At 63.5% G+C, this 26,720-nt stretch carries 28 protein-coding genes; 15 read left to right on the top strand and 13 right to left on the bottom strand.

Annotated features, from left to right (window positions below; translation table 11 throughout):
• Positions 1-179 precede the first annotated feature (179 nt).
• On the top strand, positions 180-890 hold the full coding sequence (locus tag KI610_RS11370) for an Hcp family type VI secretion system effector (RefSeq protein ID WP_226495086.1): 711 nt from the start codon (positions 180-182) through the stop codon (positions 888-890).
• Between the two features lie 318 nt (positions 891-1,208).
• On the opposite strand, the gene KI610_RS11375 is transcribed toward KI610_RS11370, so the two are convergent.
• The 6 genes from KI610_RS11375 to KI610_RS11400 form a co-directional block, all read right to left on the bottom strand.
• Entirely contained in the window at positions 1,209-1,412 is a 204-nt protein-coding gene (locus KI610_RS11375; protein ID WP_226495087.1) for a hypothetical protein, read from the bottom strand.
• A gap of 80 nt (positions 1,413-1,492) precedes the next feature.
• Positions 1,493-2,086 (bottom strand): hypothetical protein, encoded by a 594-nt coding sequence (locus tag KI610_RS11380; RefSeq protein WP_226495088.1) that lies wholly within the window; start codon positions 2,084-2,086, stop codon positions 1,493-1,495.
• Positions 2,083-3,177 (bottom strand): AmmeMemoRadiSam system radical SAM enzyme, encoded by a 1,095-nt coding sequence (gene amrS / locus KI610_RS11385; RefSeq protein ID WP_226495089.1) that lies wholly within the window; start codon positions 3,175-3,177, stop codon positions 2,083-2,085. Before amrS ends, KI610_RS11380 begins: the two co-directional genes overlap by 4 nt.
• Positions 3,174-3,722, bottom strand: a complete 549-nt coding sequence (gene amrA, locus KI610_RS11390) for an AmmeMemoRadiSam system protein A (RefSeq protein ID WP_226495090.1) — start codon at positions 3,720-3,722, stop codon at positions 3,174-3,176. Before amrA ends, amrS begins: the two co-directional genes overlap by 4 nt.
• Positions 3,715-4,518, bottom strand: a complete 804-nt coding sequence (gene amrB / locus KI610_RS11395) for an AmmeMemoRadiSam system protein B (protein ID WP_226495091.1) — start codon at positions 4,516-4,518, stop codon at positions 3,715-3,717. The genes amrA and amrB overlap by 8 nt, the downstream gene beginning before the upstream one ends.
• A gap of 10 nt (positions 4,519-4,528) precedes the next feature.
• On the bottom strand, positions 4,529-5,785 hold the full coding sequence (locus KI610_RS11400) for an MgtC/SapB family protein (RefSeq protein WP_226495092.1): 1,257 nt from the start codon (positions 5,783-5,785) through the stop codon (positions 4,529-4,531).
• A gap of 41 nt (positions 5,786-5,826) precedes the next feature.
• Between KI610_RS11400 and ispD the strand changes: the two genes are divergently transcribed.
• The 3 genes from ispD to thpR all read left to right on the top strand — a co-directional run bounded on the left by ispD (position 5,827) and on the right by thpR (position 7,590).
• Positions 5,827-6,513, top strand: a complete 687-nt coding sequence (gene ispD / locus KI610_RS11405) for a 2-C-methyl-D-erythritol 4-phosphate cytidylyltransferase (protein ID WP_226495093.1) — start codon at positions 5,827-5,829, stop codon at positions 6,511-6,513.
• Positions 6,510-7,004: a 2-C-methyl-D-erythritol 2,4-cyclodiphosphate synthase gene (ispF, locus tag KI610_RS11410; protein ID WP_226495094.1), complete on the top strand. Its 495-nt coding sequence runs from the start codon at positions 6,510-6,512 to the stop codon at positions 7,002-7,004. Before ispD ends, ispF begins: the two co-directional genes overlap by 4 nt.
• Positions 7,005-7,074: 70 nt before the next feature.
• Entirely contained in the window at positions 7,075-7,590 is a 516-nt protein-coding gene (gene thpR / locus KI610_RS11415) for an RNA 2',3'-cyclic phosphodiesterase (protein WP_404827400.1), read from the top strand.
• On the opposite strand, the gene KI610_RS11420 is transcribed toward thpR, so the two are convergent.
• Both KI610_RS11420 and ompR read right to left on the bottom strand, forming a co-directional pair.
• The gene (locus tag KI610_RS11420) at positions 7,580-8,878 is read right to left on the bottom strand and encodes an ATP-binding protein (RefSeq protein WP_226498543.1); all 1,299 of its coding nucleotides are present in this window, start codon (positions 8,876-8,878) and stop codon (positions 7,580-7,582) included. The two genes, thpR and KI610_RS11420, sit on opposite strands and share 11 nt — an antisense overlap.
• An 11-nt stretch (positions 8,879-8,889) precedes the next feature.
• Positions 8,890-9,618, bottom strand: a complete 729-nt coding sequence (ompR, locus tag KI610_RS11425; protein ID WP_226495096.1) for an osmolarity response regulator transcription factor OmpR — start codon at positions 9,616-9,618, stop codon at positions 8,890-8,892.
• A 159-nt stretch (positions 9,619-9,777) separates the two neighbouring features.
• On the opposite strand from ompR, the gene KI610_RS11430 reads away from it, so the two are divergent.
• From KI610_RS11430 to KI610_RS11445, 4 genes are read left to right on the top strand one after another with little or no spacing between them, the layout of a single operon-like run.
• The gene (locus KI610_RS11430) at positions 9,778-10,125 is read left to right on the top strand and encodes a hypothetical protein (RefSeq protein WP_226495097.1); all 348 of its coding nucleotides are present in this window, start codon (positions 9,778-9,780) and stop codon (positions 10,123-10,125) included.
• Positions 10,126-10,163: 38 nt separating this feature from the next.
• Positions 10,164-10,853 (top strand): tRNA (adenosine(37)-N6)-threonylcarbamoyltransferase complex dimerization subunit type 1 TsaB, encoded by a 690-nt coding sequence (tsaB, locus tag KI610_RS11435; RefSeq protein WP_226495098.1) that lies wholly within the window; start codon positions 10,164-10,166, stop codon positions 10,851-10,853.
• Complete coding sequence (gene rimI, locus KI610_RS11440) at positions 10,850-11,311, top strand: ribosomal protein S18-alanine N-acetyltransferase (RefSeq protein WP_226495099.1); 462 nt, start codon at positions 10,850-10,852, stop codon at positions 11,309-11,311. Before tsaB ends, rimI begins: the two co-directional genes overlap by 4 nt.
• Positions 11,308-12,111, top strand: a complete 804-nt coding sequence (locus tag KI610_RS11445) for a uracil-DNA glycosylase (RefSeq protein ID WP_226495100.1) — start codon at positions 11,308-11,310, stop codon at positions 12,109-12,111. Before rimI ends, KI610_RS11445 begins: the two co-directional genes overlap by 4 nt.
• Positions 12,112-12,172: 61 nt before the next feature.
• On the opposite strand, the gene lplT is transcribed toward KI610_RS11445, so the two are convergent.
• The gene (lplT, locus tag KI610_RS11450; RefSeq protein ID WP_226495101.1) at positions 12,173-13,438 is read right to left on the bottom strand and encodes a lysophospholipid transporter LplT; all 1,266 of its coding nucleotides are present in this window, start codon (positions 13,436-13,438) and stop codon (positions 12,173-12,175) included.
• Positions 13,439-13,729: 291 nt separating this feature from the next.
• On the opposite strand from lplT, the gene KI610_RS11455 reads away from it, so the two are divergent.
• From KI610_RS11455 to KI610_RS11475, 5 genes are read left to right on the top strand one after another with little or no spacing between them, the layout of a single operon-like run.
• Complete coding sequence (locus KI610_RS11455; protein WP_226495102.1) at positions 13,730-14,632, top strand: LysR family transcriptional regulator; 903 nt, start codon at positions 13,730-13,732, stop codon at positions 14,630-14,632.
• Positions 14,629-15,741 (top strand): alanine racemase, encoded by a 1,113-nt coding sequence (gene alr / locus KI610_RS11460; protein ID WP_226495103.1) that lies wholly within the window; start codon positions 14,629-14,631, stop codon positions 15,739-15,741. Before KI610_RS11455 ends, alr begins: the two co-directional genes overlap by 4 nt.
• Complete coding sequence (gene radA / locus KI610_RS11465) at positions 15,741-17,102, top strand: DNA repair protein RadA (protein WP_226495104.1); 1,362 nt, start codon at positions 15,741-15,743, stop codon at positions 17,100-17,102. Before alr ends, radA begins: the two co-directional genes overlap by 1 nt.
• 27 nt (positions 17,103-17,129) lie before the next feature.
• Positions 17,130-19,217 carry a putative bifunctional diguanylate cyclase/phosphodiesterase gene (locus tag KI610_RS11470; protein WP_226495105.1) on the top strand — a complete coding sequence of 696 codons (2,088 nt, stop codon included), beginning with the start codon at positions 17,130-17,132 and terminating at the stop codon, positions 19,215-19,217.
• Positions 19,214-21,703, top strand: a complete 2,490-nt coding sequence (locus KI610_RS11475; RefSeq protein ID WP_226495106.1) for an ABC transporter permease — start codon at positions 19,214-19,216, stop codon at positions 21,701-21,703. The genes KI610_RS11470 and KI610_RS11475 overlap by 4 nt, the downstream gene beginning before the upstream one ends.
• Here the strand turns inward: KI610_RS11475 and KI610_RS11480 are convergent.
• Positions 21,700-22,098, bottom strand: a complete 399-nt coding sequence (locus KI610_RS11480; protein ID WP_226495107.1) for an ATP-binding protein — start codon at positions 22,096-22,098, stop codon at positions 21,700-21,702. The two genes, KI610_RS11475 and KI610_RS11480, sit on opposite strands and share 4 nt — an antisense overlap.
• A 21-nt stretch (positions 22,099-22,119) precedes the next feature.
• Here KI610_RS11480 and KI610_RS11485 point away from each other — a divergent pair, with 21 nt between their 5' ends.
• Positions 22,120-22,578, top strand: coding sequence for a FecR family protein (locus KI610_RS11485; protein WP_226495108.1), 459 nt, complete (start codon positions 22,120-22,122; stop codon positions 22,576-22,578).
• A complete protein-coding gene (locus KI610_RS11490) occupies positions 22,571-23,158 on the top strand; it encodes an OmpA family protein (RefSeq protein ID WP_226495109.1) in 588 nt (195 codons plus the stop codon). The genes KI610_RS11485 and KI610_RS11490 overlap by 8 nt, the downstream gene beginning before the upstream one ends.
• On the opposite strand, the gene KI610_RS11495 is transcribed toward KI610_RS11490, so the two are convergent.
• Genes KI610_RS11495 through KI610_RS11505 form a run of 3 tightly spaced genes read right to left on the bottom strand, consistent with a single transcriptional unit; the run spans position 23,145 to position 26,577 of the window.
• Entirely contained in the window at positions 23,145-25,271 is a 2,127-nt protein-coding gene (locus KI610_RS11495) for a CHASE2 domain-containing protein (RefSeq protein ID WP_226495110.1), read from the bottom strand. The genes KI610_RS11490 and KI610_RS11495 overlap by 14 nt on opposite strands.
• Positions 25,268-26,230: an MBL fold metallo-hydrolase gene (locus tag KI610_RS11500; RefSeq protein WP_226495111.1), complete on the bottom strand. Its 963-nt coding sequence runs from the start codon at positions 26,228-26,230 to the stop codon at positions 25,268-25,270. The genes KI610_RS11495 and KI610_RS11500 overlap by 4 nt, the downstream gene beginning before the upstream one ends.
• Complete coding sequence (locus KI610_RS11505) at positions 26,227-26,577, bottom strand: STAS domain-containing protein (protein ID WP_226495112.1); 351 nt, start codon at positions 26,575-26,577, stop codon at positions 26,227-26,229. The genes KI610_RS11500 and KI610_RS11505 overlap by 4 nt, the downstream gene beginning before the upstream one ends.
• Positions 26,578-26,720 lie beyond the last annotated feature (143 nt).

Raw genomic sequence — 26,720 nt, forward strand, 5'->3', positions numbered from 1 at the left:
CGGGAGAAGGCAGCGTTACGGGGCAGGAATTATAGCGTTATACGCCCCGACCATTTCGCGGCGGCGCTTGTATTCATCCGTCCCTTGAATACAATGACGTTGCGATAATTCCATATGAATTCACGGTTGTCGCCGCGACGCTTTTCCCCTGACGCCTATTGAAGTTTTTCGGAGGTCACATGAACACCGACTCAAAACCCCAGCGCTTCCTGTTTTCCGCTCTTGCCGGCGTTATCTTGCTGGCCAGCAGTTTGCCGGCCATCGCGGCGAACGATTATTTTCTGAAGTTTGATGGGATCGACGGCAGTAGCGTTCAGAAAGGCCACGAAAAAGCGATTGAATTCGATTCGTTCAACTGGGGAATCTCGATTGCCCGCCCCCCAATTGGTTCTGGTGGCGGCGCCGGGAAAGCTGTTTTCTCGGATTTTTTCTGGACTCAGGATCCGGTCGATAGCAGTGCTGGCGGGTTGTCCACCGCGCTGTGGAATGGCAAGTCGATTGCGACGGCCGTCGTCGATTTCACAACACAGGTTGGCAGTGGACAAAGTCAGACATATTTTCGCCTGAGTTTTGAGAACGTATTCATAACCGATCTGGATTTCTCGGCGAGCAACGACAGCTTTGTCAATCTGGCAGGAAGTTTTGCCTATGACAAGGTCACGCTGGATTACTGGTCGCAGGACAAGACCGGAAAATTCGTCAAAACCTCGACAGCTTCTTACGATTTGAGAGATGGAACTGGCTCCGTTCCAGCGGTTGCGACCCTATTTGCTCAGGGCGTTGCCGGGCCGCAGGCTACCGTGGTGCCTGAGCCGGAAAGCTACGCCATGTTTCTGGCCGGTCTGGGCCTTTTGGGGGCGGTTGCCCGGCGTCGGCGCATCCGCGCCTGAACGCCAGCCGTTCTTGCGAGTGCTTGCGAACTCCCCGGAAATCGGGGAGATAGCTGAGGGCCGGGGAAACCCGGCCATTTTTTGCCAACCCCAACCCGTTGAATACAGTGAAATCGATGAGTGATACCCACGCGAAGCAGGAGCGCCGTCATCGCCAGGAGCGACGCCTGGCGGACAGCGGGCCGCCGACAGGCGTGCATGATCGTCGGGTAAATATCGAGCGTCGGCTGTTCAACCTGGGGCTGGATGGCGGCGTGGCGTGGCTGAGTACGGCGGCTCCCGTCAGGGAGTGGAATGCCAAGCCGTCAGGGGCCGATCTCAGTGTTTCAGGTGAGGCGTGGCCAGGGCTTGCAGGCTGGCTTCTTCACTAAGGCCGCTGGATTCGGTGAAATAGCCGCATAGCGGGCATTTGAAGCCGGGCGGGCAGTCGTGTTCGCGGGCACATTCGGCCTGGGTTTCATCGGTCAGAACCATTTGGCGGACAGCTTCGCAACGGGCGAGGGGGGAGTCGAAGAAGGACATCGGAGTCTCCTGAATTGTTGTTTACATACTCAGTCTAGTCGCGATGCGGCTATTTGCCATGACCGTGATAAATCTCACGGTCAACCGGAAAAAAGGCCCAAAAACCAAATGGCGGCGGGGGCGGCCGGATCTTTGCCGATGTCCACAAGCTGCATGGCGTGAACGCCGCCAAGGTGTGATGTGGCGCGCTGGTAGGCGGTTTTGCCGATGGAGTCATCGGCGTCGAACAGCATGAGCAGCGGCGCGACCAGCAGCTTGAGTGCTTGGGCGCCGGCCCGGTCGATCAGGCCACCGTGGCAGGCGACGGCCTTGACCAGTGTGTCGCGCTGGGCGGCGGCGCGGATGGCGGCCGGCGCAACGTCGCCGCTGGTGAAAATGGCGAGTGGCAAGGCCTCCATGTCGCCGTCCTTGCGGGTCATGTCGAGGATGTCGATCAGGCGCTGGGTCAGGCGTGGCACGTTTTGCGTGGCATCGGGGAACTGCACCTCCTGGGCGGTGAGCAGTTCCATCGTCAAGGTGGCGCAGCCGAATTCGGCAAAGCATGACGAAATGGCCGCGTCTTCCGCCGCATGGTGGGCGCGGGCGATCAGGATCAGGCCGCAGGGGTTGTCGGGGAACTCCAGATGGCCATGCAGCGAGCCATGCGGAGTTTGCAGGGTGATGAAGCGGTTCATTCGGATAGTCGGACAGCGATGCGGTTCGGGCCGAAGGCTTTGCCGGCGTGGCCGAGAACCTTGCCGAAGCGGCCGGCGATGGCGGTCAAGCAATGCGGGCAACGGCCTTCCGGCGTCAGGTCGTAGCGCTGGATGTCGTACCAGTCGCGGACGATCAGCGCGGCGTGGCAACTTGGGCAGAAGGTGGTGCCGCCTTCCGGGTCGTGCACGTTGCCGGTAAAAACGTGGTGCAGCCCGGCGTCGAGGGCGATGCGGCGGGCCTGGATGAGCGTTGCCGGTGGCGTCGGCGGGAGGTCGCCCATTTTCCAGTCGGGGTGAAAGGCGGAGAAGTGCAGCGGCACGTCCGGCCCGAGTTCGCGGGCGACCCAAGTGGCCAGTTCGTTGATCTCCTGGGCGCTGTCGTTCTGGCCGGGAATGAGCAGGGTGGTGATTTCCAGCCAGCAGTCGGTTTCGTGGTGTATGTAGGCCAGCGTGTCGAGCACCGGCTGCAGATGGCCGACGCAGAGCTTGTGATAGAAGCTCTCGGTAAAGGCCTTGAGGTCTACGTTGGCGGCATCCATGACGGCGAACAGCTCGCGGGCCGGTTCCGGGTGGATGTAGCCGGCGGTAACGGCGACGTTGCGAATGCCCTGTTCGCGGCAGGCGAGTGCCGTGTCGATGGCGTACTCGGCGAAGGTGACCGGGTCGTTGTAAGTGTAGGCCACGGCGTCGGCGCTGTAGCGGCGGGCGGCTGCGGCGATTATCTGCGGGCTGGCCGTGTCCATCAGGCGGTCCATGTCCTTCGACTTGGAAATGTCCCAGTTCTGGCAGAACTTGCAGGCCAGATTGCAGCCGGCGGTGCCGAAGGACAGGATGCTGCTGCCCGGATAAAAGTGATTGAGCGGCTTTTTTTCGACGGGATCGATGCAGAAGCCCGACGAGCGGCCATAGGTTGTCAGTTGCATGGCGCCATTGACCATCTGGCGGACGAAGCAGGCGCCGCGCTGGCCTTCGTGCAACTGGCAGTCGCGCGGGCAGAGGTCGCATTGCACGCGGCCGTCGGGCAGGGCGTGCCACCAGCGGCCGGGGAACAGGGATTCGGTGGCGCTCATGGTGCGGCCTCCTTCCATTTCTTGACACCGTAGCGTTCGAGGCGGACGTCCGAGCCCCAGTAATTGGCCGGCAGCCCGGCTTTCTGCTTGAGGTGGGCCATGAAGACGACCGGGGCGGGCAGTTGCTCCCAGACTTGCGGCAAGAAAGTCGAACGACGACGGCCCGCAGTGAAAATCACGCCATCGATATCCGGGCGCAGTTGGTCCAGAGCATCGGCCTCGCTGGTAAATAATATTGGCTCGGCCGGCGTCAGCAGCGAGACTTCGACGCGGGTGATGGGCAATTCGTCGGCCGTCAGCGGCTCGAAACGCGGGTCGCGAAAAGCGGCGGCCAGGGCATTTTCGTGAACATCCTGGGCCAGCGGTCGCCAGGCTTCGAGGCTGCCGATGCAGCCGCGCAGGTCGCCATGCTGGGTCAGCGTGACGAAGGTGGCGCCGTGTTGATGCAATTCCGGGTAGTCATTGGTCGGGGTTTGCCCGAGACCGAAGCGGCCGGAAATGGCATTTCGGGCCAGGGTCAGCAGGGTTGTGCCGAGCTCAGACATGATCGTCGGCCTCAGTGAAGGAAAAGGCGGCGTAACCGACAACGCGGGCCTTGTCGCCAGCCGTATCACCGGAATTGCACAGGCCGAGCAGTGTCGGCTTCAGGCCGCGCTGGCGGGCGGCGAGCAGCAGGCCGTTGATCGGGTAGGCGCCGCAGGCCTGTTCGGGATGGATGTGGGTATCGAGCTGCATGATGTGCCGGCAGGTCTCGGCATCGACTTGCTGGGCGGTGGCGTAGCCCAGGAAATGCGAGAGGTCGGAACTGACGACGATCAGCGTTTCCGGCCCGCCCCAGAGCCGGTCAAGGATTTGGCCAACGGCCTCCGGCGTGGCGTGGCCGACGGCCAGCGGGACGAGCGTGAAATGCTCCAGCACGCGCTGCAGGAAAGGCAGATGCACCTCCAGCGAATGCTCGAAGGCATGAACGTGATCGCTGAAAACGATCTGCGGCAGATCGGCGATGGCGGCGATGGCCTGGGCGTCGAGCCGGATGGTGCCGAGCGGCGTCGAAAACGCCTCGGCTTCGGGCAGGGCGATGCCGTCGACGGCCACCCGGTGGGTCGGGCCGAGCAGGATCACCCGATGAATATGCTTCGACCACGGGGCCAGCGCGGCGTAGGCCGTGGCGGCTGTCGAACCGGAATAGACGTAGCCGGCGTGGGGCACGATCAGGGCCTTGGGCTGGCTGACCGGAGTGGCGTTGGCCTCGGCGAGCAGTTGGTCGACGGTGCCCGACAGCTTGGCGGGATCGCCGGGGTAAAAAGCACCGGCGACGGCGGGAGGACGGGTGTTGAGCATGGTCGTCTCCTCAAATGATCATCAGCCCGGCCACCATGCCAGCGCCGATGGCGAACAGGCCGGGCAGGGCGTGACGGGCCAGCTTGCCGCCGCCGATGCTGAGGACCAGCCCGATCTTGAAGACCAGGTTGGCGAGCAGGGCCAGCGTGACGGCAATGACGGCATCGCCGCTGACCACCTTGTCGAGGTTGAACATGCGCAAGGTGGACAGGACGCTGGCGTCGGCATCGGTCAGGCCTGACACCAGCGCCACGATGTACAGGCCGCTGCTGCCGGCAATGTCCTGCAGCCAGGCCGAGGCGAGGACCACGACGGCGTAGAGCAGACCGAAGGAAACGGCGGTACGCATTTCGGTCGGGTTCTTGACTTCCGGCATCGGCAAGTCTCCGGCGTCGCTGAGTACCTTCCAGCGATACAGCGCCATTGCCACGCCGGGGACGATGCCGCACGCGAAAACGATGGCGATCTGGGTTGCCAGGCTGGGCGCGACGACGCTGGCGACCAGCCACAAACGGATCATGACCATGACGTTGGCGATCAGGATGACGATGGCCGACATGTGGATGAGGTCGGCATGGTCGCGGGCGTGGCGGGAAAACATCATGGTCGTTGCGGTCGACGAGGCCAGACCGCCGAAAATGCCGAGCAGCGCCGCGCCGTGGCGGGCGCCGACGATGCGCAGGGCGAGGTAGCCGGACAGGGCGAGGCCAGAGATCAGCACAACCATGTACCAGACCTGGCGCGGGTTGATGGCGTTGTACGGCCCGAAATCCTCGCTCGGCAGAATGGGCAGGATGACCAGCGAGAGGACGGCGAATTGCAGGATGGAGTTGATGTCCTTGGGTGTCGTCCGTTCGCTGAACTGGCGCAGTTCGGCCTTGAAGTAGAGCAGCACGGTGGTCGTGATGGCGAGCATGACGGCCAGCGTCGAGTAGCCGAACCAGACGGCGGCACCCAGGCCATAGGTGACGATGATGGCCGCCTCGGAGGTGAAGCCGCGATATTGCTCTTCCTGCTGGGCGGAAAAATTCGAGGCGACCATGCTCCCCGAGATGACGAGCAACCCGGTCACCAGCAACCAGGGACCGCCGGTTTTTTCGCCGAGCAGCGCAAACAGGCAGCCGAGCATGGCGACCAGGGCAAAGGTGCGCAGGCCGGCCGCGGCGTCCGGGCGCCGTTCGCGCTCCATGCCGATGAGCAGGCCGATGCCGAGCGCGGTGGCAAAAGCCTCGACGGGGGCAGCCAGTTCCGGGACCACGAAGGTCATACGAATCCTCTTTTACGATGGTTCTTAAGTAAAATTAAGCCATGCCACGCCATTACGCAATCGTTCCCGCTGCCGGCAGCGGTTCCCGCTTCGGAAGCGAGAAGCCGAAGCAGTATCTCGACCTGCTCGGTCGGCCGCTGATTTTCCATACCTTGAAGGCCTTGACGGCTTGCCCGGACATCGAACGGGTATGGGTCGTGCTGGCTCCGGATGACCCGTGGTGGCCGCGCTACGATTGGAGTGAGCTCGGCCCCAAGCTCGAAACCGTGCGCTGCGGCGGCGCGACGCGGGCGGCGAGCGTGAGCAACGGATTGCGGGCGGCGGCGATGGTTGCCGCCGACGATGACTGGATCCTCGTGCACGACGCGGCGCGGCCCTGCCTGTCGGCGGCCATGCTCGAGGCGCTGTTCGACGAGTTGGCTGACGATGCGGTTGGCGGCATCCTCGCCGTGCCGGTCGCCGACACCATCAAGCGGGCCGATGCCGGGCAGCGCGTTGCTGCCACCGAGCCACGCGACGGTTTGTGGCAGGCACAGACGCCGCAGATGTTTCGCTACGGTCAACTGGAAAAATCGCTCAAAAATGAAATGGCCGTCACCGACGAAGCCGGTGCCATCGAGGCCATGGGCCTCAAGCCGAAACTCGTGCGCGGCGATTCGACCAATCTGAAAGTCACCTATCCGGCCGACCTCGCCTTGGCCGCGATGATCTTGAGAGCACGCAAATGAGCACGCCAATCAATTTCCGCGTCGGGCAGGGCTACGATGTGCACCAGCTGGTCGAAGGCCGCAAACTGATTCTCGGCGGCGTCGATATACCGCATTCGACCGGCTTGCTTGGCCATTCCGACGCCGATGCGCTGCTCCACGCTATTACCGATGCGCTGCTCGGCGCCGTCGCCCTCGGCGACATCGGCCGCCATTTTCCTGATACCGATCCACGCTACAAGGGCGCCGACAGCCGCGTCCTGCTCCGCGCCGCCGTCGCCCTGCTGGCCGAACGCGGCTGGCGGCCGGTCAATGTCGATGCGACGCTGATTGCCCAGCAGCCGAAACTCGCCCCGCACGCCGCGGCGATGGTCGCCAACGTCGCCGCCGACCTCGGTATCGCGCCCGACTGCGTCAATATCAAGGGCAAGACCAACGAGCGCCTCGGCTACCTCGGCCGCGAGGAAGCCATCGAAGCGCAGGCCATCGCGCTGGTCGAACGTGTTGGCTGAGCGGCGAAACCAGAAACAACCCAAACCGGCCACGGCCAGAGTTTTCTTCGCCCTCTGGCCAGCGCCTGAGGTGGCCGAGCGCCTCGGCACAATCGCCGACAACGCCGCCCTGTCGTTCGGCGGCCGCGCCACCCGGCGCGACACCATCCACCTGACGCTGGCCTTTCTCGGCAACGTTCCCGAAGCGCGTCTGCCTGAATTGTCGAAGGCCGTCACCAGCCTTCGCGCCGAGCCATTCGCCATCAACGTGAATCAGCTCGGCTTTTGGGCGCACAACCATTTGCTGTGGGCTGGGTGCAAGGCACCATCGGCTCATCTGGACGCGCTATCAAGCCAGTTGCGCCAGGCGCTGGCGCGGGCCGGATTCCGGGTCGGGGGCGAAGGCCGGGATTTCGTGCCCCATGTCACGCTGGTCCGCCGCGTACCGGAGGTAACTGAGCCGTCGGAAAGCCACCCGCTTCCGTCAATTGAACCCTTCATCTGGTGCAACGAACGTTTCGTGCTGGTTTGTTCGACGCTGTCGGCGCTCGGCTCGTCCTACCGGATCATCGACGAATTCCCGCTGACGACGGGCCTCAGGGCCTGATCGGCAGGACCAGGCGAACGAGCAGGCCGCCGCCAGGATTGGGCAGCAGATCGAGCCGTCCTTCATGTAGACGGGCGATACGCTCGACGATGGCCAGTCCGAGCCCCGTGCCGGTGGCGTCGGTGCGGGCGTTCTCGAGCCGGGTGAAGGGGCGTTTCAGGCGTTCGATCTCGTCTGCCGGCACGCCGGGACCGCGATCCTTGATTTCCAGCCAAATTTCCCCGTTGACCGTAGCAGCCGACAAAGTGATCTCGCCGCCGCCGTATTTGACGGCATTGTCGATCAGGTTGGTTACGGCGCGGGTGATCGCCTTTGGCCGCAGCGTCGTTTCGGGCAGGGCTTCAATTGCCGTGGTCAGGGCATGGCCAACATAGCGTTGGCGCTCGACAATGCTCGACAGCAGGGCGCCAAGATCGGTCGCCACTGCCGCCTCGCCGGATTCTGTCCGGGCGTAATCCATGAACTGCGAAATCACCGCTTCCATCTGTTCGATGTCGGCCACCACAGCCTGACGGGCATTGTCGGCGACGCTCATTTCGGCCTCCAGACGCAACCGGGTGAGCGGGGTGCGCAGGTCGTGCGAGATGCCGGCCAGCACCTCCGATCTATCCTTTTCATGCCGTTCGAGGTCGGCCGCCATGGTGTTGAAGGCGACGGCCAGACGACTCAGTTCCTCAGCGCCATCCTCCGGCAGCGGCGCCGGCGTCTGGCCGCGGCCGACCGCCTCGGCCGATCTGGCCATGGCCTTGAGCGGCCGGCTGATGCGCGAGGCGATGAGCCAGGCGACCGCCAGGGCCAGGACTACGGCGAGCAGCCCCCAGGCCAGCCAGTGGCTGGCGAAATCGCGGGCCGCACGGTCGCGCGGCAGGACCAGCCAGTATTCTTCGTCATCGGCGTCATCGAGGCGGAAGCTGACCCAGAATCCGGAAACCTCGTCGACGCTGGCGGCAATCCGCGTGTGGTCGCCCAGGCGCGCCGTCAGCTCGCGTTGCAGGAGCCGGAAAAAGCGCGAATCTGGCATGGCCTCGATCTTGTCTTCCGGTTCGGCCGGCAGCAGGCGGATGCCTTCGCGTGTAGAGAATTCGTTGAACAGCCCGAGACGTTTCGCCGGTGCTGCGGCAAACAGTGAGGCGCGGATCAGGTTGACTGCCGAAGCGGCCAGTTGCGCCGTTTCCCGCGCTCGCGGTTCGGCATCGATGTAACGGAACAGGCTGAGCCAGCCCGCCGTGGTCAGCAGCACGAGCATGGCGAGCAACAGAAAGGTGCGCGCCAGCAGCGTGCGTGGCATCAGCACCAGGACTATTCCTTCGCAGCGCCGTCCGGCACGAAGACGTAGCCGAAGCCCCAGACTGTCTGCAGGTAGCGCGGCTGGGCCGGGTCGGCTTCGATGAGTTTGCGCAGGCGGGAAACCTGGACGTCGATGGCCCGGTCGAAGGGGCCCTGTTCGCGGCCACGGGCCAGGGTCATGAGCTTGTCGCGCGACAGCGGCTGGCGCGGGTGCTGGAGCAGCACCTTGAGCACGGCGAACTCGCCGGTGGTCAGGGCTTGCAGCTCATTGTCGCGGGTCAGCGTGCGGGCGGCGAGATCGACTTCGATGTTGCCGAAAGTGATTTTTTCCTGGTCGTCTTCCGGCGCGCCGGGCGGGCGGCTGCCTTGGCGGCGCAATACGGCGTGGATGCGGGCGAGCAGTTCGCGCGGGTTGAAGGGTTTGGGCAGGTAGTCGTCGGCGCCCATTTCGAGGCCGACGATGCGGTCGATCTCGTCTCCCTTGGCGGTCAGCATGATGATCGGCGTGCGGTCGCCCTGGCCGCGCAGGCGGCGGCAGATGGTCAGGCCGTCTTCGCCCGGCATCATGAGGTCGAGGACGATCAGGTGGTAATGTTCGCGGGCGCGCAGCTTGTCCATCTGCTGGCCGTCGGCGGCAGCCTTGACCTCGAAGCCCTGTTCGCCGAGGTAGCGGGTGAGCAGGTCACGCAGACGGGCGTCGTCGTCGACGACAAGGATGTGTTGGTGTTGTTGTTCGTTCATGCTGGCAAGGATAATGGCGGACAGTGAATGGAACGCGGCAAATGGTAACAAGCTTTTGCCGGGGCGGGCCGTGAAACATATTCTTACATTTTGAAGCGTTTGTCGGGCGCCGCCAGATGGACAATGGTGGCATCTGAAACGCCTGCCGCAATGCCTGCCATGAAACGTCTTTTCGCCCTTTCCCTGTTGCTGCTGAGCCTTCTGGGCTCGGCCGGTGGCGTCTGGGCGCAGGGTTACTGGCGCGACCTGCCGCCGGATGAGCGGCGCCAGTTGCGTCAGCAGATGCGTGAACACTGGCAGCAGGAACGCGAAATCCGCCGCGAGGAAGGTGCACCGCGCTGGCGCGATGTGCCGCCGGAAGACCGCCGCCGCTTGCGCGACGACATGCGCGAGCAGCGCGCCTGGCAGGAGCGTGAGCGAGGAAGCTGGGCCGAACAGCGCGAGCAACGCGGCTGGGGTGAGCAACGTGAACGTCGGGGTGACGGCCGGGGCTGGCGCCGAGATTGAATCCCGACTGGGCTGCGCCTCCGGTAAAATGCCGGCCCATGCTGATCCTCGCACTCGAAACTTCAACTGAACTTGGCTCCTGCGCCCTCTGGCGCGATGGCGTGGTAGCCGAACGTATCTGTCCGGCGGGGAAATCTCATTCCGAAACGCTGTTGCCGCTGGTCCGCGAACTGCTGGCCGAAGCCGGCGTCAAGGTCGGACAACTCGATGCAATTGCTTTCGGTGTCGGTCCCGGCGCCTTTACCGGTTTGCGCGTTGCCTGTGGCGCAGCGCAGGGTCTGGCGGTGGCTGCCAACCTGCCGCTGATTCCGGTGACCAGTCTTGAAACGCTGGCCGCGCAGGCCGGCGGCCAGCGCGTCCTGGCCCTGCTCGATGCGCGCATGGGCGAGGTCTATTCGGGCTGCTATCAACTGATCGACGGCGCATACGTTCTGCAGGGCGATATTCGTGTATCGGCGCCGGATGCGGTCGCGTTGCCTACCGAGCCAGGCTGGATCGCCTGCGGCAATGCCATCGCTGCCTATCCGGTTTTGGCTGAGCGCCTGAGCGTCGCCGGCATCGCCGTGCAAGTGGATGTCTTGCCGACTGCCACCACCGTGGTACGTCTGGCGGCACCACGCGCCGCTCGTGGTGAAGGCATCGATGCCGCGCTGGCCGCACCACTTTACATCCGTGACAAAGTGGCCAAAACGGTGGCCGAACGCCTCAGTGAAGGCGGGCGGGCTTGAGCGCCTTGAGCATTCCGGCCGAGTTTTTCCCGATGAACGAGCGCGACCTTGATGCGGTGGCGGCGCTCGAAGCTACCCTGCAGACTTTTCCGTGGTCGCGTGGCAATTTCGCCGATTCGTTGACGGCCGGCTATAGCGTCTGGGTGTTGCGCGTGGGCGGCGAGTTGATCGGTTTTTCGGTGGTCATGCGCGTTATCGACGAGGCGCATCTGCTGACCATAGGCGTCTGCAAGCGTTACCAGGGACAGGGCTACGGTGCGCGGATGCTGCGCCACGCCATGGAGTGCGCCCGGCTCGGTGGCGCCAGCAAGCTGTTTCTCGAAGTCCGGCCGTCCAACGAGCGGGCCGTCGAACTTTATCGCCACTTCGGATTCCACCAGATCGGCCTGCGCAAAGGCTATTATCCGGCGGTGATCGGGCGCGAGGATGCGCTGGTTTTTGATAAGGAATTGGCATGAGCCTGAGCCGCGAGCAGATGCTGGTCGAGATGGGCATTACGCCGATCTGGGTGTTGCGCGATAACGAGCCAAGCGCACCGGCCGTTGAGGAGTACGAGGCGGTCGCGGCCGAGCCGGAAGCCCGTGTGCCGACGCCAGAAAAAGCAACTGCGATCGTTCAAGAGCCCGCCCCGGTAGCCAGGCCAGCGCCCGCTGCGGCACTGCGCCCGATGACGCCGGTCGATAACCTGAACTGGCCTGAATTGGCCAAGCAGGTCGCCGAATGTCGTGCCTGCCCATTGTGCGAGCAGCGCAAGCAGGCCGTGCTTGGCGTTGGCGATCTGAATCCGGACTGGCTGTTCATCGGCGAAGGGCCGGGCGCCGAGGAGGACGTCAAGGGCGAACCTTTTGTCGGTCAGGCCGGCAAGCTGCTCGACGCCATGCTCGCCTCGCTCGATATTGCGCGCGGCAACCGGGTTTATATCGCCAACGCGGTCAAGTGCCGGCCGCCCGGCAACCGGACGCCGGAAGCGGCCGAAATGGCCGCCTGCTGGCCCTACCTGGAACGGCAGATCGCGCTGCTCAAGCCGAAGATCATCGTCCTGCTCGGCAAGGCGGCCGTCCATGCGGTGCTGCACGATGACAAGTCGCTGGCCTCGCTGCGCGGCAAGCGTTACGAATACGCGGGGATTCCGCTGGTGGTGACCTATCACCCGGCCTATCTGCTGCGCAATTTGCCGGACAAGGCGAAGGCCTGGGAAGACTTGCTCTTCGCCCGTCGTCTGCTGCGCGAAGCCTCGGCACCCGAACTGCCGTTCTAGGCGCCTACAGCAGATTTCATTTTTGGCTGTTTTTCCCGGTTGACCGTGGGAACGGCGGACCTCAGTGGTGTGACGAGTCGTCCAGATGCTGGACGTCGTCCTGCTGCGCTTGGTTGGCGAGGTGGCGCTGGCGGATCATATACATGAGCCCGCTGACGAACAGCCCGAACAGCGTGACGACCCAGTAGATCGACAGGTCCATCTTGACCATGAGGTAGTACAGCCCCGTCATGATCAGGATGGAGATGTTTTCGTTGAAATTCTGCACGGCGATCGAGTGGCCGGCGCCCATCAGGATGTGGCCGCGGTGCTGGAGCAGGGCGTTCATCGGCACGACGAAGAAGCCGGACAGGCCGCCGATCAGGATGAGCAGCGGCACGGCCAGCCATATTTCATGAACGAAGTTCATGATGAGCACGATGAGGCCCATGGCGATGCCGAGCGGGATGACCCGGACCGACTTGCGCAGGGTGATGAACTTGGCGGCCATGATGGCGCCGACCGCGACGCCGACGGCGACCACGCCCTGGAGCATCGAGGCTTTGGACAGACCGAGGCCCAGCGCGGTTTCCGACCATTTGATGACGATGAATTGCAGCGTTGCACCGGCGCCCCAGAACAGCGTGGTGACAGCCAGCGAAATCTGGCCGAGGCGGTCGCGCCAGAGCAGCGTCAGGCAGTGATTGAATTCGTGGATCAGGAAGATCGGATTCTTCTTGAGCGCCTTGTGGTCGACGCCGGTGTCGGGAATGTACAGATTGAAGACGGCAGCGAGGATGTAGAGCACGGCGACGACCGAGAGGGCCATTTCGCCGATGCTGTCGACCCCGGTGTCGATCACCGGGAAGTCGAAAGCCAGCAGGTGCTGGGCGATCTCCGGGCGGATCAGGGTGCCGCCGATGACGACGCCGAGGATGATGGCGCCGACGGTCAGGCCTTCGATCCAGCCGTTGGCGACGACGAGCAGGCGGTGCGGCAGGTATTCGGTCAGGATGCCGTACTTGGCCGGCGAGTAGGCAGCGGCGCCGAGGCCGACGACGGCGTAGGCGAGTAGCGGATGGGCGCCGAAGAACATCATGCTGCAGCCGATGATCTTGATACCGTTGCTGATCAGCATGACCCGGCCCTTGGGCATCGAATCGGCGAAGGCGCCGACGAAGGCGGCGAGGACTACATAGGAAACGGTGAAGAAGGTCTTGAGGAGCGGTTCGTACTCTGACGGCGCCTGCATCTCGCGCAGCGCGGCGATGGCGGCAATGAGCAGGGCGTTGTCGGCCAGCGCGGAAAAAAACTGCGCGGCCATGATGATGTAGAAGCCGAACGGCACGAAATATTTGTCTCTTATATGACTTTGGGCGAGGTTTATACCACGCTCAGGATTCGGCGCAAGGCTTGCGCGATCGTCGCCGTTATGCATCGTTGCGCCAGCCCGGGTCAAATCAATCAAGCGTATGGAGCGCCGGTTAAGGCTTGATGACAGTCGGTCAATGTCGAACGTGCGGCGGCTATTTCGACACCTCCACGGTCAACCGGAAATTTGGCCCGAAATTGAAGTTGGCCGCCGGAAGCAGGGCGGAATGTGGTTGAATATCGGCCGCACCCCTCCAGGAGAGAAATCATGGCTGACCGGCGCTTGCAGGTCTTTCATGCCGTCGCAAAACATCTGAGCTTTACGCGGGCGGCCGACGCCTTGTTCATGACGCAGCCGGCCGTCACCTTCCAGATCAAGCAACTGGAAGAACAGTACGGCACGCGCCTGTTCGAGCGGCGGCACGGCGGCATTTCGCTGACGCCGGCCGGCGAGATGGTGCTCTCCTACGCCGATAGAATCCTCGCGCTGTCCGATGAAATGGAGACGCGGCTGTCCGAAATGACCGGCGAAATGCGCGGCCCGCTGCTCGTCGGCGCCAGCACGACCATTGCCGAGTTCATGCTGCCGCGCGTCCTCGGCGAATTCAACGCGGCCTATCCGCAGGTGCGCGCCCGCTTGATTGTTGCCAATTCGGAAAGCATCGAGAGCCGGGTGGCCGAACATACGCTCGATGTCGGGCTGATCGAAGTCCCGGCCAAGCTCGGCGGCCTGACCAGCCAGATCTGCTGCGAAGACGAATTGCTCGTCATCTGCGCGCCCGATTACCCGCTGGCCGGCATGACATCGGTGACGCCGAAAGCGCTGGCTGAATACGAATACATTTCGCGCGAACCAGGTTCGGGGACGCGGGAAATCACCGACGCCTATTTTCTCGCCCACAAGGTGCCGCCGGCCAGCCTCAAGACGCAAATGGAACTGGGCAGTCCGGAAGCGCTGAAAGGCGTCGTGGCGACCGGCCTCGGCTTCGCCATCGTGCCCAAGGCCGTCGTCGCCAAGGAAATCCAGCTCGGCGAACTGCTCGCCATCCCGCTCAAGCCGCCGCTCAAGCGCAGCCTCTATCTCGTCTTCCAGAAGGATCGCTTCCAGTCCCGACTGACTGGCACCTTCATTGAATTCACCCGCTCCAAACTGAAAGAAATGGCTTCATGAAAACCTCGCGTCCCATTCGCGCGCGCATCGCGCCGGCGGCGATTCTCCACAACTACCGGCTGGCCAAAAGTCATGCGCCGCAGGCCAAGGCATGGGCGGTCGTCAAGGCCAACGCTTACGGCCACGGACAATGGCGGGCGGTCGAAGCCCTGCGCGGCGAAGCTGACGGTTTTGCCCTGCTCGAATGCGAAAACGCTGTCGCCCTGCGCGAAGCCGGCGTCACCCAGCCCATCCTGCTCCTCGAAGGCGTCTTCAGCGCCCGCGATGTGCGCGCCGTCATCGAACACCGGCTGACCTGCGTTGTCCATTGCCTCGAACAACTGGAACTGCTCGTGCGCAACGGCCAGTTTACGGCACCCGTTGCGCTTTACCTCAAGCTCAATACCGGCATGAACCGCCTTGGTTTTACGCCGGAAACCTTGGGAAAGGCCTGGGCGATCCTCCAGCAACTGCCGCAGGTCGACGTCTCGCTGATGACCCATTTTGCCGAAGCCGATGGCGAGCGTGGCGTCAGCGAACAGCTTGAGCGCTTTCGCCGAATGGCTGGCGACTGGCGCGGTCCGGTCAGCCTGGCCAACTCGGCGGCCATCCTGCGCCACCCGACAACGCACGGCGACTGGGTGCGGCCGGGCATCATGCTTTACGGCGCCAGCCCGTTTGCCGAGATCAGCGCCGAGTCGCTCGGCCTGCAGCCGGTGATGACCCTGGAGAGCGCCATCATCGGCGTCCAGGATCTGGTCGCCGGCGACCGCGTCGGTTACGGCGGCACCTTCACGGCCGACAAACCGATGCGCATTGGTGTCGTTGCCTGCGGCTATGCCGACGGCTACCCGCGCCACGCGACTAGCGGCACGCCGATTGCCGTCATGGGGAAACGCACGCAGACGGTCGGCCGCGTCTCGATGGACATGATGGCCTGCGACCTGACCGATATTCCCGAAGCCGGCATCGGCGCGCCGGTTACGCTGTGGGGCGAGGGCATTGCTGGCAGCGTGCCGGCCGACGAAGTCGCTGCGGCCGCCGGCACCATCGCCTACGAACTGTTCTGCGCCCTGGCGCCCCGCGTCCCGGTCAGCCTGGACGAGACTGCTACGGTCAACCGGAAATAATGGCCAAAATCAAAACAATTTATAGCTGCACTGAATGCGGCGCCACCAGCCCGAAATGGCAAGGCCAGTGCCCGGGCTGCAACGACTGGAACACGCTGGTCGAAACCGTCGCTGAAAAAGCCCCGACCAACAGCCGCTTTGAATCGCTGGCGCCCACCGCCCGGCTGCAGAACCTCTCGGAAATCGAAGCGCGCGAAGTCGACCGCATCGCCACCGGTGTCGGCGAATTCGACCGGGCGCTCGGCGGCGGGCTGGTCAACGGCGCCGTCGTGCTGATCGGCGGCGACCCCGGCATCGGCAAGAGCACCTTGCTCCTGCAGGCGTTGGCCCACCTGTCGCTCGACAACAAGGTGCTCTACGTCAGCGGTGAGGAATCCGGCGAACAGGTCGCCCTGCGCGCCCGCCGTCTTGGCCTCGATACCCGGCGTTTGCAATTGATGGCCGAGATCAACCTCGAACGCATCCTCGCCACGCTGCAGGCAGAAAAGCCGGTCGTTGCGGTCATCGATTCGATCCAGACGCTATGGTCCGACCAGCTTTCCAGCGCCCCCGGCTCAGTCGCCCAGGTGCGCGAATGCGCCGCACAACTGACCCGGCTGGCCAAGCAGGCCGGCATCACGGTGATTCTGGTCGGTCACGTGACAAAGGAGGGCGCCCTGGCCGGGCCGCGCGTGCTCGAACACATCGTGGACACCGTGCTCTATTTCGAGGGCGACACGCACTCGAGCTTCCGCCTCGTGCGCGCCGTCAAGAACCGCTTTGGCGCGGTCAATGAAATCGGCGTTTTTGCCATGACGGAAACCGGCTTGAAAGGCGTTAGCAATCCTTCAGCCCTGTTCCTGTCGCAGCACGGGCAGGACGTGGCGGGTTCTTGTGTGATGGTGACGCAGGAGGGCACGCGGCCGCTGCTTGTCGAAATCCAGGCGCTGGTCGATACCTCGCACGGCAATCCGCGCCGGCTCACGGTCGGCCTGGATCCGCAACGCCTGGCCATGTTGCTGGCGGTTTTGCATCGTCATGCCGGTATCGTCTGCTTCGATCAGGATGTTTTCGTCAATGCCGTCGGCGGCGTCAAGATTACCGAGCCTGCGGCCGATTTGGCAGTCTTGTTGTCGATTACATCATCGTTAAAAAACAAACCATTGCCGTCGAAACTTATTGTATTTGGTGAAGTTGGTCTGGCCGGTGAGATTCGCCCGGCACCGCGCGGCCAGGAGCGTTTGAAGGAAGCCGCCAAGCTCGGTTTCACGCGCGCCCTGATTCCTGAGGCGAACCGGCCCAAACAGGCGATTGCCGGCATGGAAGTCATCGCTGTCAAACGCGTCGAGGAGGCGGTGGCGCGGATCCGCGAGTTGGAATAAGCTGGCCGGATAATTCATTCGGCCACCATGTTCAATCTTTCGCGCTACTTTTCGACGGTCAGTTTCATTCTTATCGTGCTGGCGGCCGGGGTTCTCGGGCCGCTTTACCAGAAGCTGTCGCTGCAGCAAATGCAGGATCTGGCCGAAGGACGCAATCTGGCCATGGCGCAGGTTTTCCAGAACGCCCTGCGTAATTCGCTCGATACGCTGATGAGCGATTCGGTCGGCCGGGAGCTTGAATTTCTCCGCCAGTCGGACGAGGCCCGTCGGCTCCAAGTCAGCGTTCTCGGCCTGATGCACGATACCGCCATCGTCAAGATCAAGATCTACAACCGCCTCGGCAACACGGTTTTTTCAAGCGACGCCGGGCAAATCGGCGAGAGCCGCCTGAGCAATCCCGGTTTTCGCTCGGCAATCAGCGGGACGATTACCAGCAACCTGACCCATCGGGACAGCATCGACAGTTTTGAAGGGACGCTGGCCGAGGTCGATATTCTGGCCAGCTACATCCCCATCCGCGCCAAGGACAATTCGATTGAGGGCGTTTTCGAGCTGAACCAGAACGTCACGCCCTATGTTGCCCAGTTGCATCGCAACATGTGGCTGGTTACCGGCGGCGTGGCGCTCGTCTTTGCCGCGCTCTACCTCATGCAGTTTCTCGTCGTCCGCCGCGCCCAGGGCATTCTGGAGGATCAGGAAGGGCGTATCGCGGCCGCCCGCGATACGCTGGAAATCCAGGTCGCTGCGCGCACTGACGAACTCAAACGAACCAATACCCAGCTCGAAGGCGAAATCGTCGAGCGCCGGCAGGCGCAGAGCAAACTCAACTATCTCGCCTACCACGATCCGTTGACCGGACTCTCCAACCGCCGCAGCTTCATCGAACGGCTCGAAGAAAGCCTGCGCGAATCGGCCCGGCGCAACGAGCGGCTGGCAGTGCTCTTCATTGACCTCGACCAGTTCAAGCAGGTCAATGATTCGCTCGGCCACGGCGTCGGCGACGAACTACTGATCGCGGTCGCGGCGCGACTGTCCGAGCATGTCCGGTTGATCGACATGCTGGCCCGGCTTGGCGGCGACGAGTTCATCTGCCTCATGGAAGGCGTGCGCAGCGAAGGCGACGTCGAAATCCTCGCCGGCGAGATCATCGGCGCCTTCGAGTTCCCGTTCAAACTGGACGACCACGAGCTATTCCTGAGTGCATCGGTCGGTATCTGTCTTGCTCCCGGCGACGGCAACAGCGTGCTCGATCTCATGCGCAATGCCGATACGGCGATGTATCGCGCCAAGGCGCTGGGGCGCGGCAATTTCCACTTTTACACCCCGGAAATGACGCGCGATGCGCAGGAACGCATCCGCATGGAAAACCTGCTGCGCCGGGCGCTCGACAACGGAGAACTGTCGGTGCACCTGCAGCCCCAGGTCGAGACCAGCAGTGGCCGGCTGGTCGGTGCCGAAGCCCTGGTCCGCTGGAACAGCCCGGAACTTGGCCTGGTCATGCCGATGCGCTTCATTCCGCTGGCCGAGGATTCGGGGTTGATCATCGGGCTCGGCAACTGGGTGCTGCGCGAAACCTGCCGGCAGGTCATGCAATGGCGCGCCAGCGGATTCGACCTGCCGCAGGTGTCGGTCAATCTGTCCGCCAAGCAGCTCGAGCGCCCGGAATTCATCGAAGTCCTCAGCACTATCCTGGACGAAACCGGCATGGATGCGGCGAGCCTCAAGCTTGAGCTGACCGAGTCGGTCGTCATGGCCGTCGGCGATACCTTCGATCTGCTCGAACGCCTGCGCGACCTCGGCATCAGCCTGTCGCTCGACGATTTCGGGACGGGCTATTCGTCGCTGAGCTATCTGAAAATGCTGCCGGTACAGCAACTCAAGATCGACAAGTCCTTCATCGACGGCATCGGCAAGAACTCGGGTGACGAGGCGATCATCCGGACGGTCATGGAGCTGGCGCGCAGCCTCGATTTCGAGGTGATCGCCGAAGGCGTCGAGACGATCGAGCAATCTGAATTTCTGGCCGCGCTCGGCTGCGAACAACTGCAGGGCCATCTGCACGGAAAAGCTGTCGCGCCGGCGGAGTTCCGCGCCCGCTGGTCGGTTCCCCAGTGATTGCTGGACACGCCTGGCGCACCCTCGGCCGCGAATTACGCTCCGGCGAACTGCGCCTGCTTTTCGCGGCACTGGCCATCGCCGTCGCTGCCGTCACCGCCGTCGGCTTCTTTGCCGACCGGGTCCGCCTGGCGCTGGAACGCGAGGCGCAGCAGATGATGGGTGGCGACCTGATCCTCATCGCCGATCATGCCTTGCCGGAAGCCTATGCCGCCGAAGCCCGGCGGCGCGGGCTCAAGCTGGCCGAAACACTGATTTTTCCGAGCATGGTCATCGGCCCCGAACAGGCGCAACTGGCCGATATCAAGGCGGTCAGCCCGGGCTACCCTCTGCGTGGCCGGGTGGAAATAAGTGCAGATGAAGACCAGCCCGGCGCACCCGCCGAAGGTGGCCCGGCAACGGGCTCGGTCTGGCTCGACGAACGACTCTCGGCGGCGCTGCAGGTTGCGCCGGGTGGATCGGTAACTGTCGGCGCACAAACACTGCAGGTCGCCGCTATCCTGACCCGCGAGCCGGATCGGGGCGTCAATTTTTTCAGCCTGGCACCACGGCTCATGATGCACGTCGACGATATTCCGGCCACCGGCCTGATCCAGCCCGGCGCGCGCATTCGCTACAGCTTGCTGGCGGCCGGTGAGGCGAAAGCGGTTGCTGGCTATCAAACCTGGCTGACGCGACGTCTGGACCGAGGCGAACGACTTGAAGACACGCGCAATGCCCGGCCGGAAATCCGCGGCGCGCTGGACAGGGCCGAGCGGTTTTTGGGCCTTTCCACCGTGTTGACCGTGGTACTGGCCGCTGTTGCTGCGGCCATGGCGGCGCGCCGTTACATGCAGCGCCATCTCGATGCCTGCGCCGTCATGCGCTGCCTGGGCATGACGCAGGGCGGCCTGCTTCGCCTGCATGGCTGGCTGTTCCTGTGGCTGGCCTTGCTCGCTGCCGTCGTCGGCAGCATCGTCGGCTATGCCGCCCATTTCGTGCTGATCCACTGGCTGTCCGCCTTGCTCGTGCTCGAATTGCCGGTGCCGGGCTGGTTGCCGCTGGTCGGTGGGCTCGGCGTTGCTGGCGTCTTGCTCTTCGGCTTCGCTTTCCCGCCGCTCATGCAACTGGCCAGCGTGCCGACCCTGCGTGTCATGCGCCGCGAACTCGGGCCGCCGCAGGCTTCATCGCTTAGCGGCTACGCCCTTGGGCTGGCCCTGCTCGCTGGCCTGATCATCTGGGTGGCTGGCGATATCCGGCTCGGCGCCTATGCCGTCGGCGGCTTCGTCGTCGCCCTCGGCAGCTTCTGGGTCATTGCCCGGCTGATCATTGCCGCTATCGCCCGCCTGCGGGGCGGGGCCGGCTTCGGCTGGCGGCAGGGACTGGCCAGCCTGACCCGTCACGCGTCGTCGAGCGCCGTGCAGATCGTCGCGCTGGCCATCGGTTTGATGGCCATGCTCCTGCTGACGGTGATTCGCGCTGAATTGCTCGATGCCTGGCAACAATCCGTGCCCGTCGACGCCCCCAACCGTTTCGTCATCAATATCCAGCCCGATCAGCGCCAGCCGGTGGCTGACATGCTGCGCGCCAGCGGCGTCGAGGCTGAGTTGTTGCCGATGATTCGCGCCCGCCTGGTCAGGATTGCCGGCAGGGAAGTCAGCCCGGCGAGCTTTCCTGAAGACGAACGTGCCCAGCGTCTGATCGAACGCGAATTCAACCTGTCGTGGCGTGGCGATCTGCCCGCCGGCAACCGGGTCACGGCCGGTCGCTGGTTCGCGCCGGAGGATGCCGGGCAGGGGCTGGCCTCGGTCGAGGAAGGGCTAGCCAAGACGCTGGGCATCCAGCTCGGTGATGAACTGGTGTTCATGGTTGCTGGCGTAGAAAAACGCGTCAAAACGAGCAATCTGCGCAAGCTGTCCTGGGATTCGATGCGCGTCAATTTCTTCGTGCTGACCCCGCCCGGCGTTATTGAAGACGCGCCGGCCAGTTACATCACCAGTTTCCATCTGCCGGCCGAACGGGCCGATGCCGCGTCTGATTTGGTCCGGCGTTTTCCCGGGCTGACGATGATCGATGTTGGCGCCATCCTGCACCAGTTGCAGGCGGTCATCGGCCAGGTGGCCGGCGCTGTGCAGTTCGTTTTCGTCTTTGCCTTGCTGGCCGGCGGCATTGTTCTGTATTCGGCCTTGCTGACCAGTTTCGACGAGCGGCGCTATGAACTGGCCGTGATGCGCTCGCTCGGTGCCCAACGGGCGCAACTGCGCCAGGCCATGCTCGTTGAACTGGGCGTCATTGGCAGCGTCGCCGGGCTGATGGCGGCGATCGGCGCCATGTTGCTCGGGCGCATTGTTGGCCAGCAGGCGTTTCAGCTCGATTTGTCGTTCGGTCTCTGGTTGCCGGCGCTATCGACCGTCGGCGGTGGCTTGCTGGCGGTAGTCATTGGCTGGCTGGCGATTCGCCAGTTGATCGCCACGCCGCCCTTGCTGGCATTGCGCAACGGCGCCTAGAACTCGATTTCGGTGATGTTGCGCTGCCCCGACCGCTGGTAGCGGATGGCTTTGCTCATGCCGTGGATCAGGCCAAGACCTTGGCCGCCGACTTCCACGGTCAACCGGAAATTTTGCCCAAATTTGGAATGGTCAAAAGGCGGCGCATCGTCTTCGTAGCGCAGGGTCAGGATGCCATCGTTACGGCCCAGGGCGAGGCTAACCCGGTGCTCGCTGTCGCCTTGATGGCCATGGGCGATCGTGTTGGTAAATAGCTCTTCGACAACCAGTTGCAGGCGCAGCGAATCGTCGGCGGCAAGGCCCAGCCCGGCCGCCTGTTCAGCGATGCGGGCAATCAGCCCGGGAAGCTCGTCATAGCGCGCGCTGACGGAAATGTCCGTAAAATGTGCAGTCATCGAATCATCAAGGTTTTCGCCATGATTAAAGCACATTGGGCTGCGCTTTGTGCGCTGCTCGCCCTGTTGTCCGGCTCGCCCGCCCAGGCTGCCGACCCGGCCGGCATGGTCAAGGTTGCCAAGGGGCAGGTCAGCATCGAACGGAGTGGCAAGAAATTGCCGGCCGCCGTTGGTGCCACGATTGAAGTCGCTGACCGCGTGCGGACCGGCGCCGATGGTTCGGTTGGGGTCACGCTGCGCGACAACACACTGCTCTCGGCAGGGCCGAACTCACTGATCGTCATCGACAAATTCGCTTTCGACAACGCGACCCAGGACGGCAACATGTCGATTCGCATCCGCAAGGGAACGCTCTCCGTGGCCTCGGGCAAGATCGCCAAACGGACGCCGGAATCGGTCGATTTCCATACGCCGACTTCGGTTCTCGGCGTGCGCGGTACCGAGTTCGTCATTGAAGTCGAAGGTGATCGCGATGAATAAGCCGACTGTTTCCCTGATATTGGTCGCGCTGTTGACCTTGGCCGGTTGTGTCAGCGAACGCGTCGTCCTGATGCCCTCCGCCGATGGCCGGGCCAGCGCCATCGTCGTCCGCGACACCAGCGGCGAGATCGTGCTCGACAAACCCTATGCGGCGGTCAGGCGGAGCGTGGGGGCCAACAGCATCTACCAGTCGTCAGCAGAAGAGGTCACGGAGCGCTTCGGGCAGGCGCTTGGGGCACAGCCGCCACGGCCGAATAGCTACGTGCTGTATTTCGAAGCCGGCGGCAATGTTTTGACGGCAGAGTCGCAGGCGGCGCTGGCCAATATCCGCAAGGAAATCGCCGAGCGTCCGGCCTCCGAAGTCATGGTCATCGGCCATACCGACCGCGTGGGCAGCGTCGACGGCAACGACCGTTTGTCGAAAACCAGGGCCGAAGGTCTTCGTGACTTGCTGATTGAATCTGGCGTTGCTGCCGACAAGCTGGAAGCGGTCGGTCGCGGTGAACGCGACCCGCTGGTGCCGACCGACGACGAAGTCGACGAGCCGAAAAACCGGCGTGTTGAAATCAGCGTTCGCTAGCCGCCGGACCGTGCCACTGCATGAGCAGCAAGGTCAGATCGTCTGCTGGTGGCTGACCGGCTTCGAAACGGCGCACGGCATCGCGTAGCGTCGTCGCGGTGATTCCCAGTTCGGCCTCGGCGCAATCCTCGATGGCCGACAGCAAACGCCCCAGGCCAAACATCTCCAGGCCATTACTGGCCTCGGTAACGCCATCGGTGAACAGGCAAATCCGGTCGCCCGGCAGCAATTGCATGCGACCGGCAAGGTAGGGGAAGTCGCCAGCGGCACAAAGTGGCGGGCCGGCGATGACGGAGGTATCGACCCGCGACAGCTGGCCGGCGCGCTGCAGGATGGGCGCGTCGTGGCCGGCGCAAACGTATTCCATGTCGCCTGACGCCAGATCGAGCACGGCGATAAAGGCTGTGACGAACAGATACTCGGCATTTTCGCGATTCAGCTCACATTCCAGTTCGCGCACTGCCAGGCCAAGGTCGGCCTGGCGCCGCGTCAGGACACCGGTCAGCGTTTTCGAGATGGCCATGAACAAACTCGCCGGCACACCCTTGCCGGAAACGTCGCCGATTGCCACGCAGAGCCGTTGGTCGTCGAGCATGAAACAGTCGTAATAATCGCCACCCACGGCCGCGGCTGGTTCAAGGAGGGCGGCGATGGAAAATCGTCGCTCAGCGGCGAAGACCGTCGCCGGGTCCGGCAACAGCCCCATCTGGATGCGCCGGGCGGCATCGAGTTCGCCGGCTACCCGAGCTGACTCTTCGCGGCTGCGTTGCAGTTGCAATTCGGCATCGCGCCGCCGGCCGTCGGCGACAACCAGTGTATTGCCAAGCAGCAGGATGAACACCGGGGCGAGCAGCAGCACTTGCGAGACGCCATCGAACAACCAGCGTCCGCCGAAAAAGGCAAGGTAGCCGCTGGCGATCAGCAGCAGGCCCAGGGCGGTAAAGCTGGTCACGGCGTAGCGTGGCCGGAGCACCGGAATCGTCGCGATGAGCAGCAGGCCGCCAAGCAGTAGCGTGGCTGTTTCCAGATGCGACATCCAGACCGGGCGCTGCAAGGCCTGGCCGCTGAGCAGGCTTTCGATGACCTGGGCGTGGATATCGATGCCGGGCAGACTTTCGCCGAGCGGCGTGATGATGCGGTCCTGCAGCCCGGTGCTGTTGAAACCGATGATGACGAAACGGTCGTCGAAAATGTGCGGGGGATGCACGCCGGCCAGCACATCGGCGGCCGACAGGTAGTAGTTGGAGCTGGCGCGCCCGAAATGGAGCAGTACTTCGCCATTGGCCTGGGTGGGTAGCCGATAGTCGCCGATGCGGATCGCCGTCATGCCCTGTGGCCCGCTTTCGGGAACAACGGCGCCGCCACCAAGCGCCAGACGGACCATTTCGAGCGGCAGCGAAAGGAAGGGCAGCTGGTTGATGCTGCCGACGGTCGGCACCTGGCGCAGTACGCCGCGCTCGCTGTTCGCTTGCAGCAGGCCCGGGCTGGCATTGATCAGGCCTTCGCCGGCAGCCGACTTTTCGATGAGCGGGCGGCTGGCCAGCGCCCCGGCGTATTGAGGCAGATGCTGTTCGAGACCGGCGCCCGGGTTGAACTCCGGCAACGGGCGGGCCGGTTGTGTCGAGCCGGGCAGGGCCTTGCTCAGGCCGACGACGGCGAGGGCGGTCGGATGGCCGCTCAAGGCGCTGGCCAGTTCCCGGTCGGGATCGGGCAGTGCGGCCAGCGCATCCGGCGACAGGTCGGGGAATCGGGCCGACAGGATTTCGGGGCTATATCGGTCGCGCTCGGCAAAAACGATGTCGATGCCCAGCGCCAGCGGCTTGCCGGCGTGAACTTTGCGCACCAGTTGGGCCACCAGATCGCGTGACCACGGCCACTGGCCGTGTTTTACCAGGCTTTGACTGTCGATGCCGACGACGATGACCGGCTCGTTGACTCGCGCTCGTGGCATCTGGCGCTGATACTGGTCGAACAAGGCTTCGCGGACGTTGAGTAGCGGTGTACGGTCAATACCGTTCAGAACCAGTGCGCCAACCGTGAGCAACAGCAGGGGAAGGGCCCGACCACGTCCGGCCTGGATCGCCGCGAGGAGCAGTCCGGCCGGATGCCTCACAGGTCGATAGTCAGGCCGTCGTAGGCGGAAATGATCTCGAGCGGCGCCCGGCTGCCCCGGGTGATCTGCTCGAGCCGCCGCGTTTCGGCGACCAGACGGGAGAGCTGCTTGTCGTCATGGACCGGTTCGTGGTGAAACAGCGCCAGCCGCTTGACGGCCGCCGCCTGGCAGAGCTCGACGCCAACGATGTTGCTCGAATGCCCCCAGTCGGCCTTGACCGATACGGCCTCGGCCAGCGAGTACATGGCATCGAAGATGACGAGGTCGGCCTTGCGGAAGAACTGGCTGAATTCAGCGTGTTCGTCGGGGTTTTCCAGCTTGTGCTCGGAGTCGGTCGAATAGACGACCGTTTTATCCAGGCTTTCAAAGCGATAGCCGTAGGAGTCGCCGGCGTGCATCTGGCGCTTGGGCGTCACGTTGATGCCCGAGATATAACGCGGCTGATCCGGCGTCATGACGTCGAATTCGATCTTGGCGCCGGCCATCGAGTAATCGACGGGGAAGTTGGGCGACTGCATCTGCAGGCGGACGGCCTGCTCGAGATCGGGGTGGCAACCATGGACGACGATGCGGTTGCCCGGGATGTACATGGGCGTGAAATACGGGAAGCCCATGAGGTGATCCCAGTGCAGATGGGAAATGAAGATGTGGTAGGTCTGCGGATTGGGCACGCCGAAGCGGGCGATCTTTGCCTGACCGAGCGGCCGGGCGCCGCTGCCCATGTCGCAGATGAAATGATCGTTGCTGTCGCCAACGATCTCGACGCACGACGAATTGCCGCCAAAGGTGCCGGCCACGGAAAAGGGCAGCTTGTCGACGAATTCGTCGAGGGCCGTGCGGGTCTTGAAGGTCTTGCCGTTGGCGGCGGTCAGGGCGGCGACGATTTTTTCCCGGATATCGCGGTGCGAGAGCGAAACCGGCAGCGAACCGCGGGTTCCCCAAAATACGACCTGATTCATGAGCCGAGTACCTTGCAGGCGGTTTCGACGTTCACATAGCACGGCACGATCAGATTGAAGCGGCTGATGGCAAAGACTTCCTGAACCAGAGGCTGCAGTGCGGCGATGGCGAAGACGCCTTTTTGCGCCTTGGCGCGACGCGAGGCCATCATGAGGACGCGCAGGCCGGCGCTGCTGATGTAGTCGACCCCGGAAAAGTCGAGGAGGACGGAAGGATGGCCCTGGGCACAACGATCGAGCAGGGGATCGAGCGCTTTTGTGAACTCTTCGCTCGCTGTGTGGTCTATGCGTCCGCTGACGGAAACGATCAGGACACCGGCCTGTTCGCGGGTGGGAAGATTCATCATCGCGTAGGGGTTGGGCTCTTGGACAAAGGGCAAGTATGCCATGCCCCTAGGCGCTCTCAGGTAAAATATTGCATGGATTCAAATCAGCAAAACACCCGCCCGCTCTTCGCTTACCGCAAATTCTGGGCACATCGTTTCGGGCC

This window comes from Ferribacterium limneticum (genome assembly GCF_020510565.1).
GTDB lineage: Bacteria > Pseudomonadota > Gammaproteobacteria > Burkholderiales > Rhodocyclaceae > Azonexus > Azonexus limneticus_B.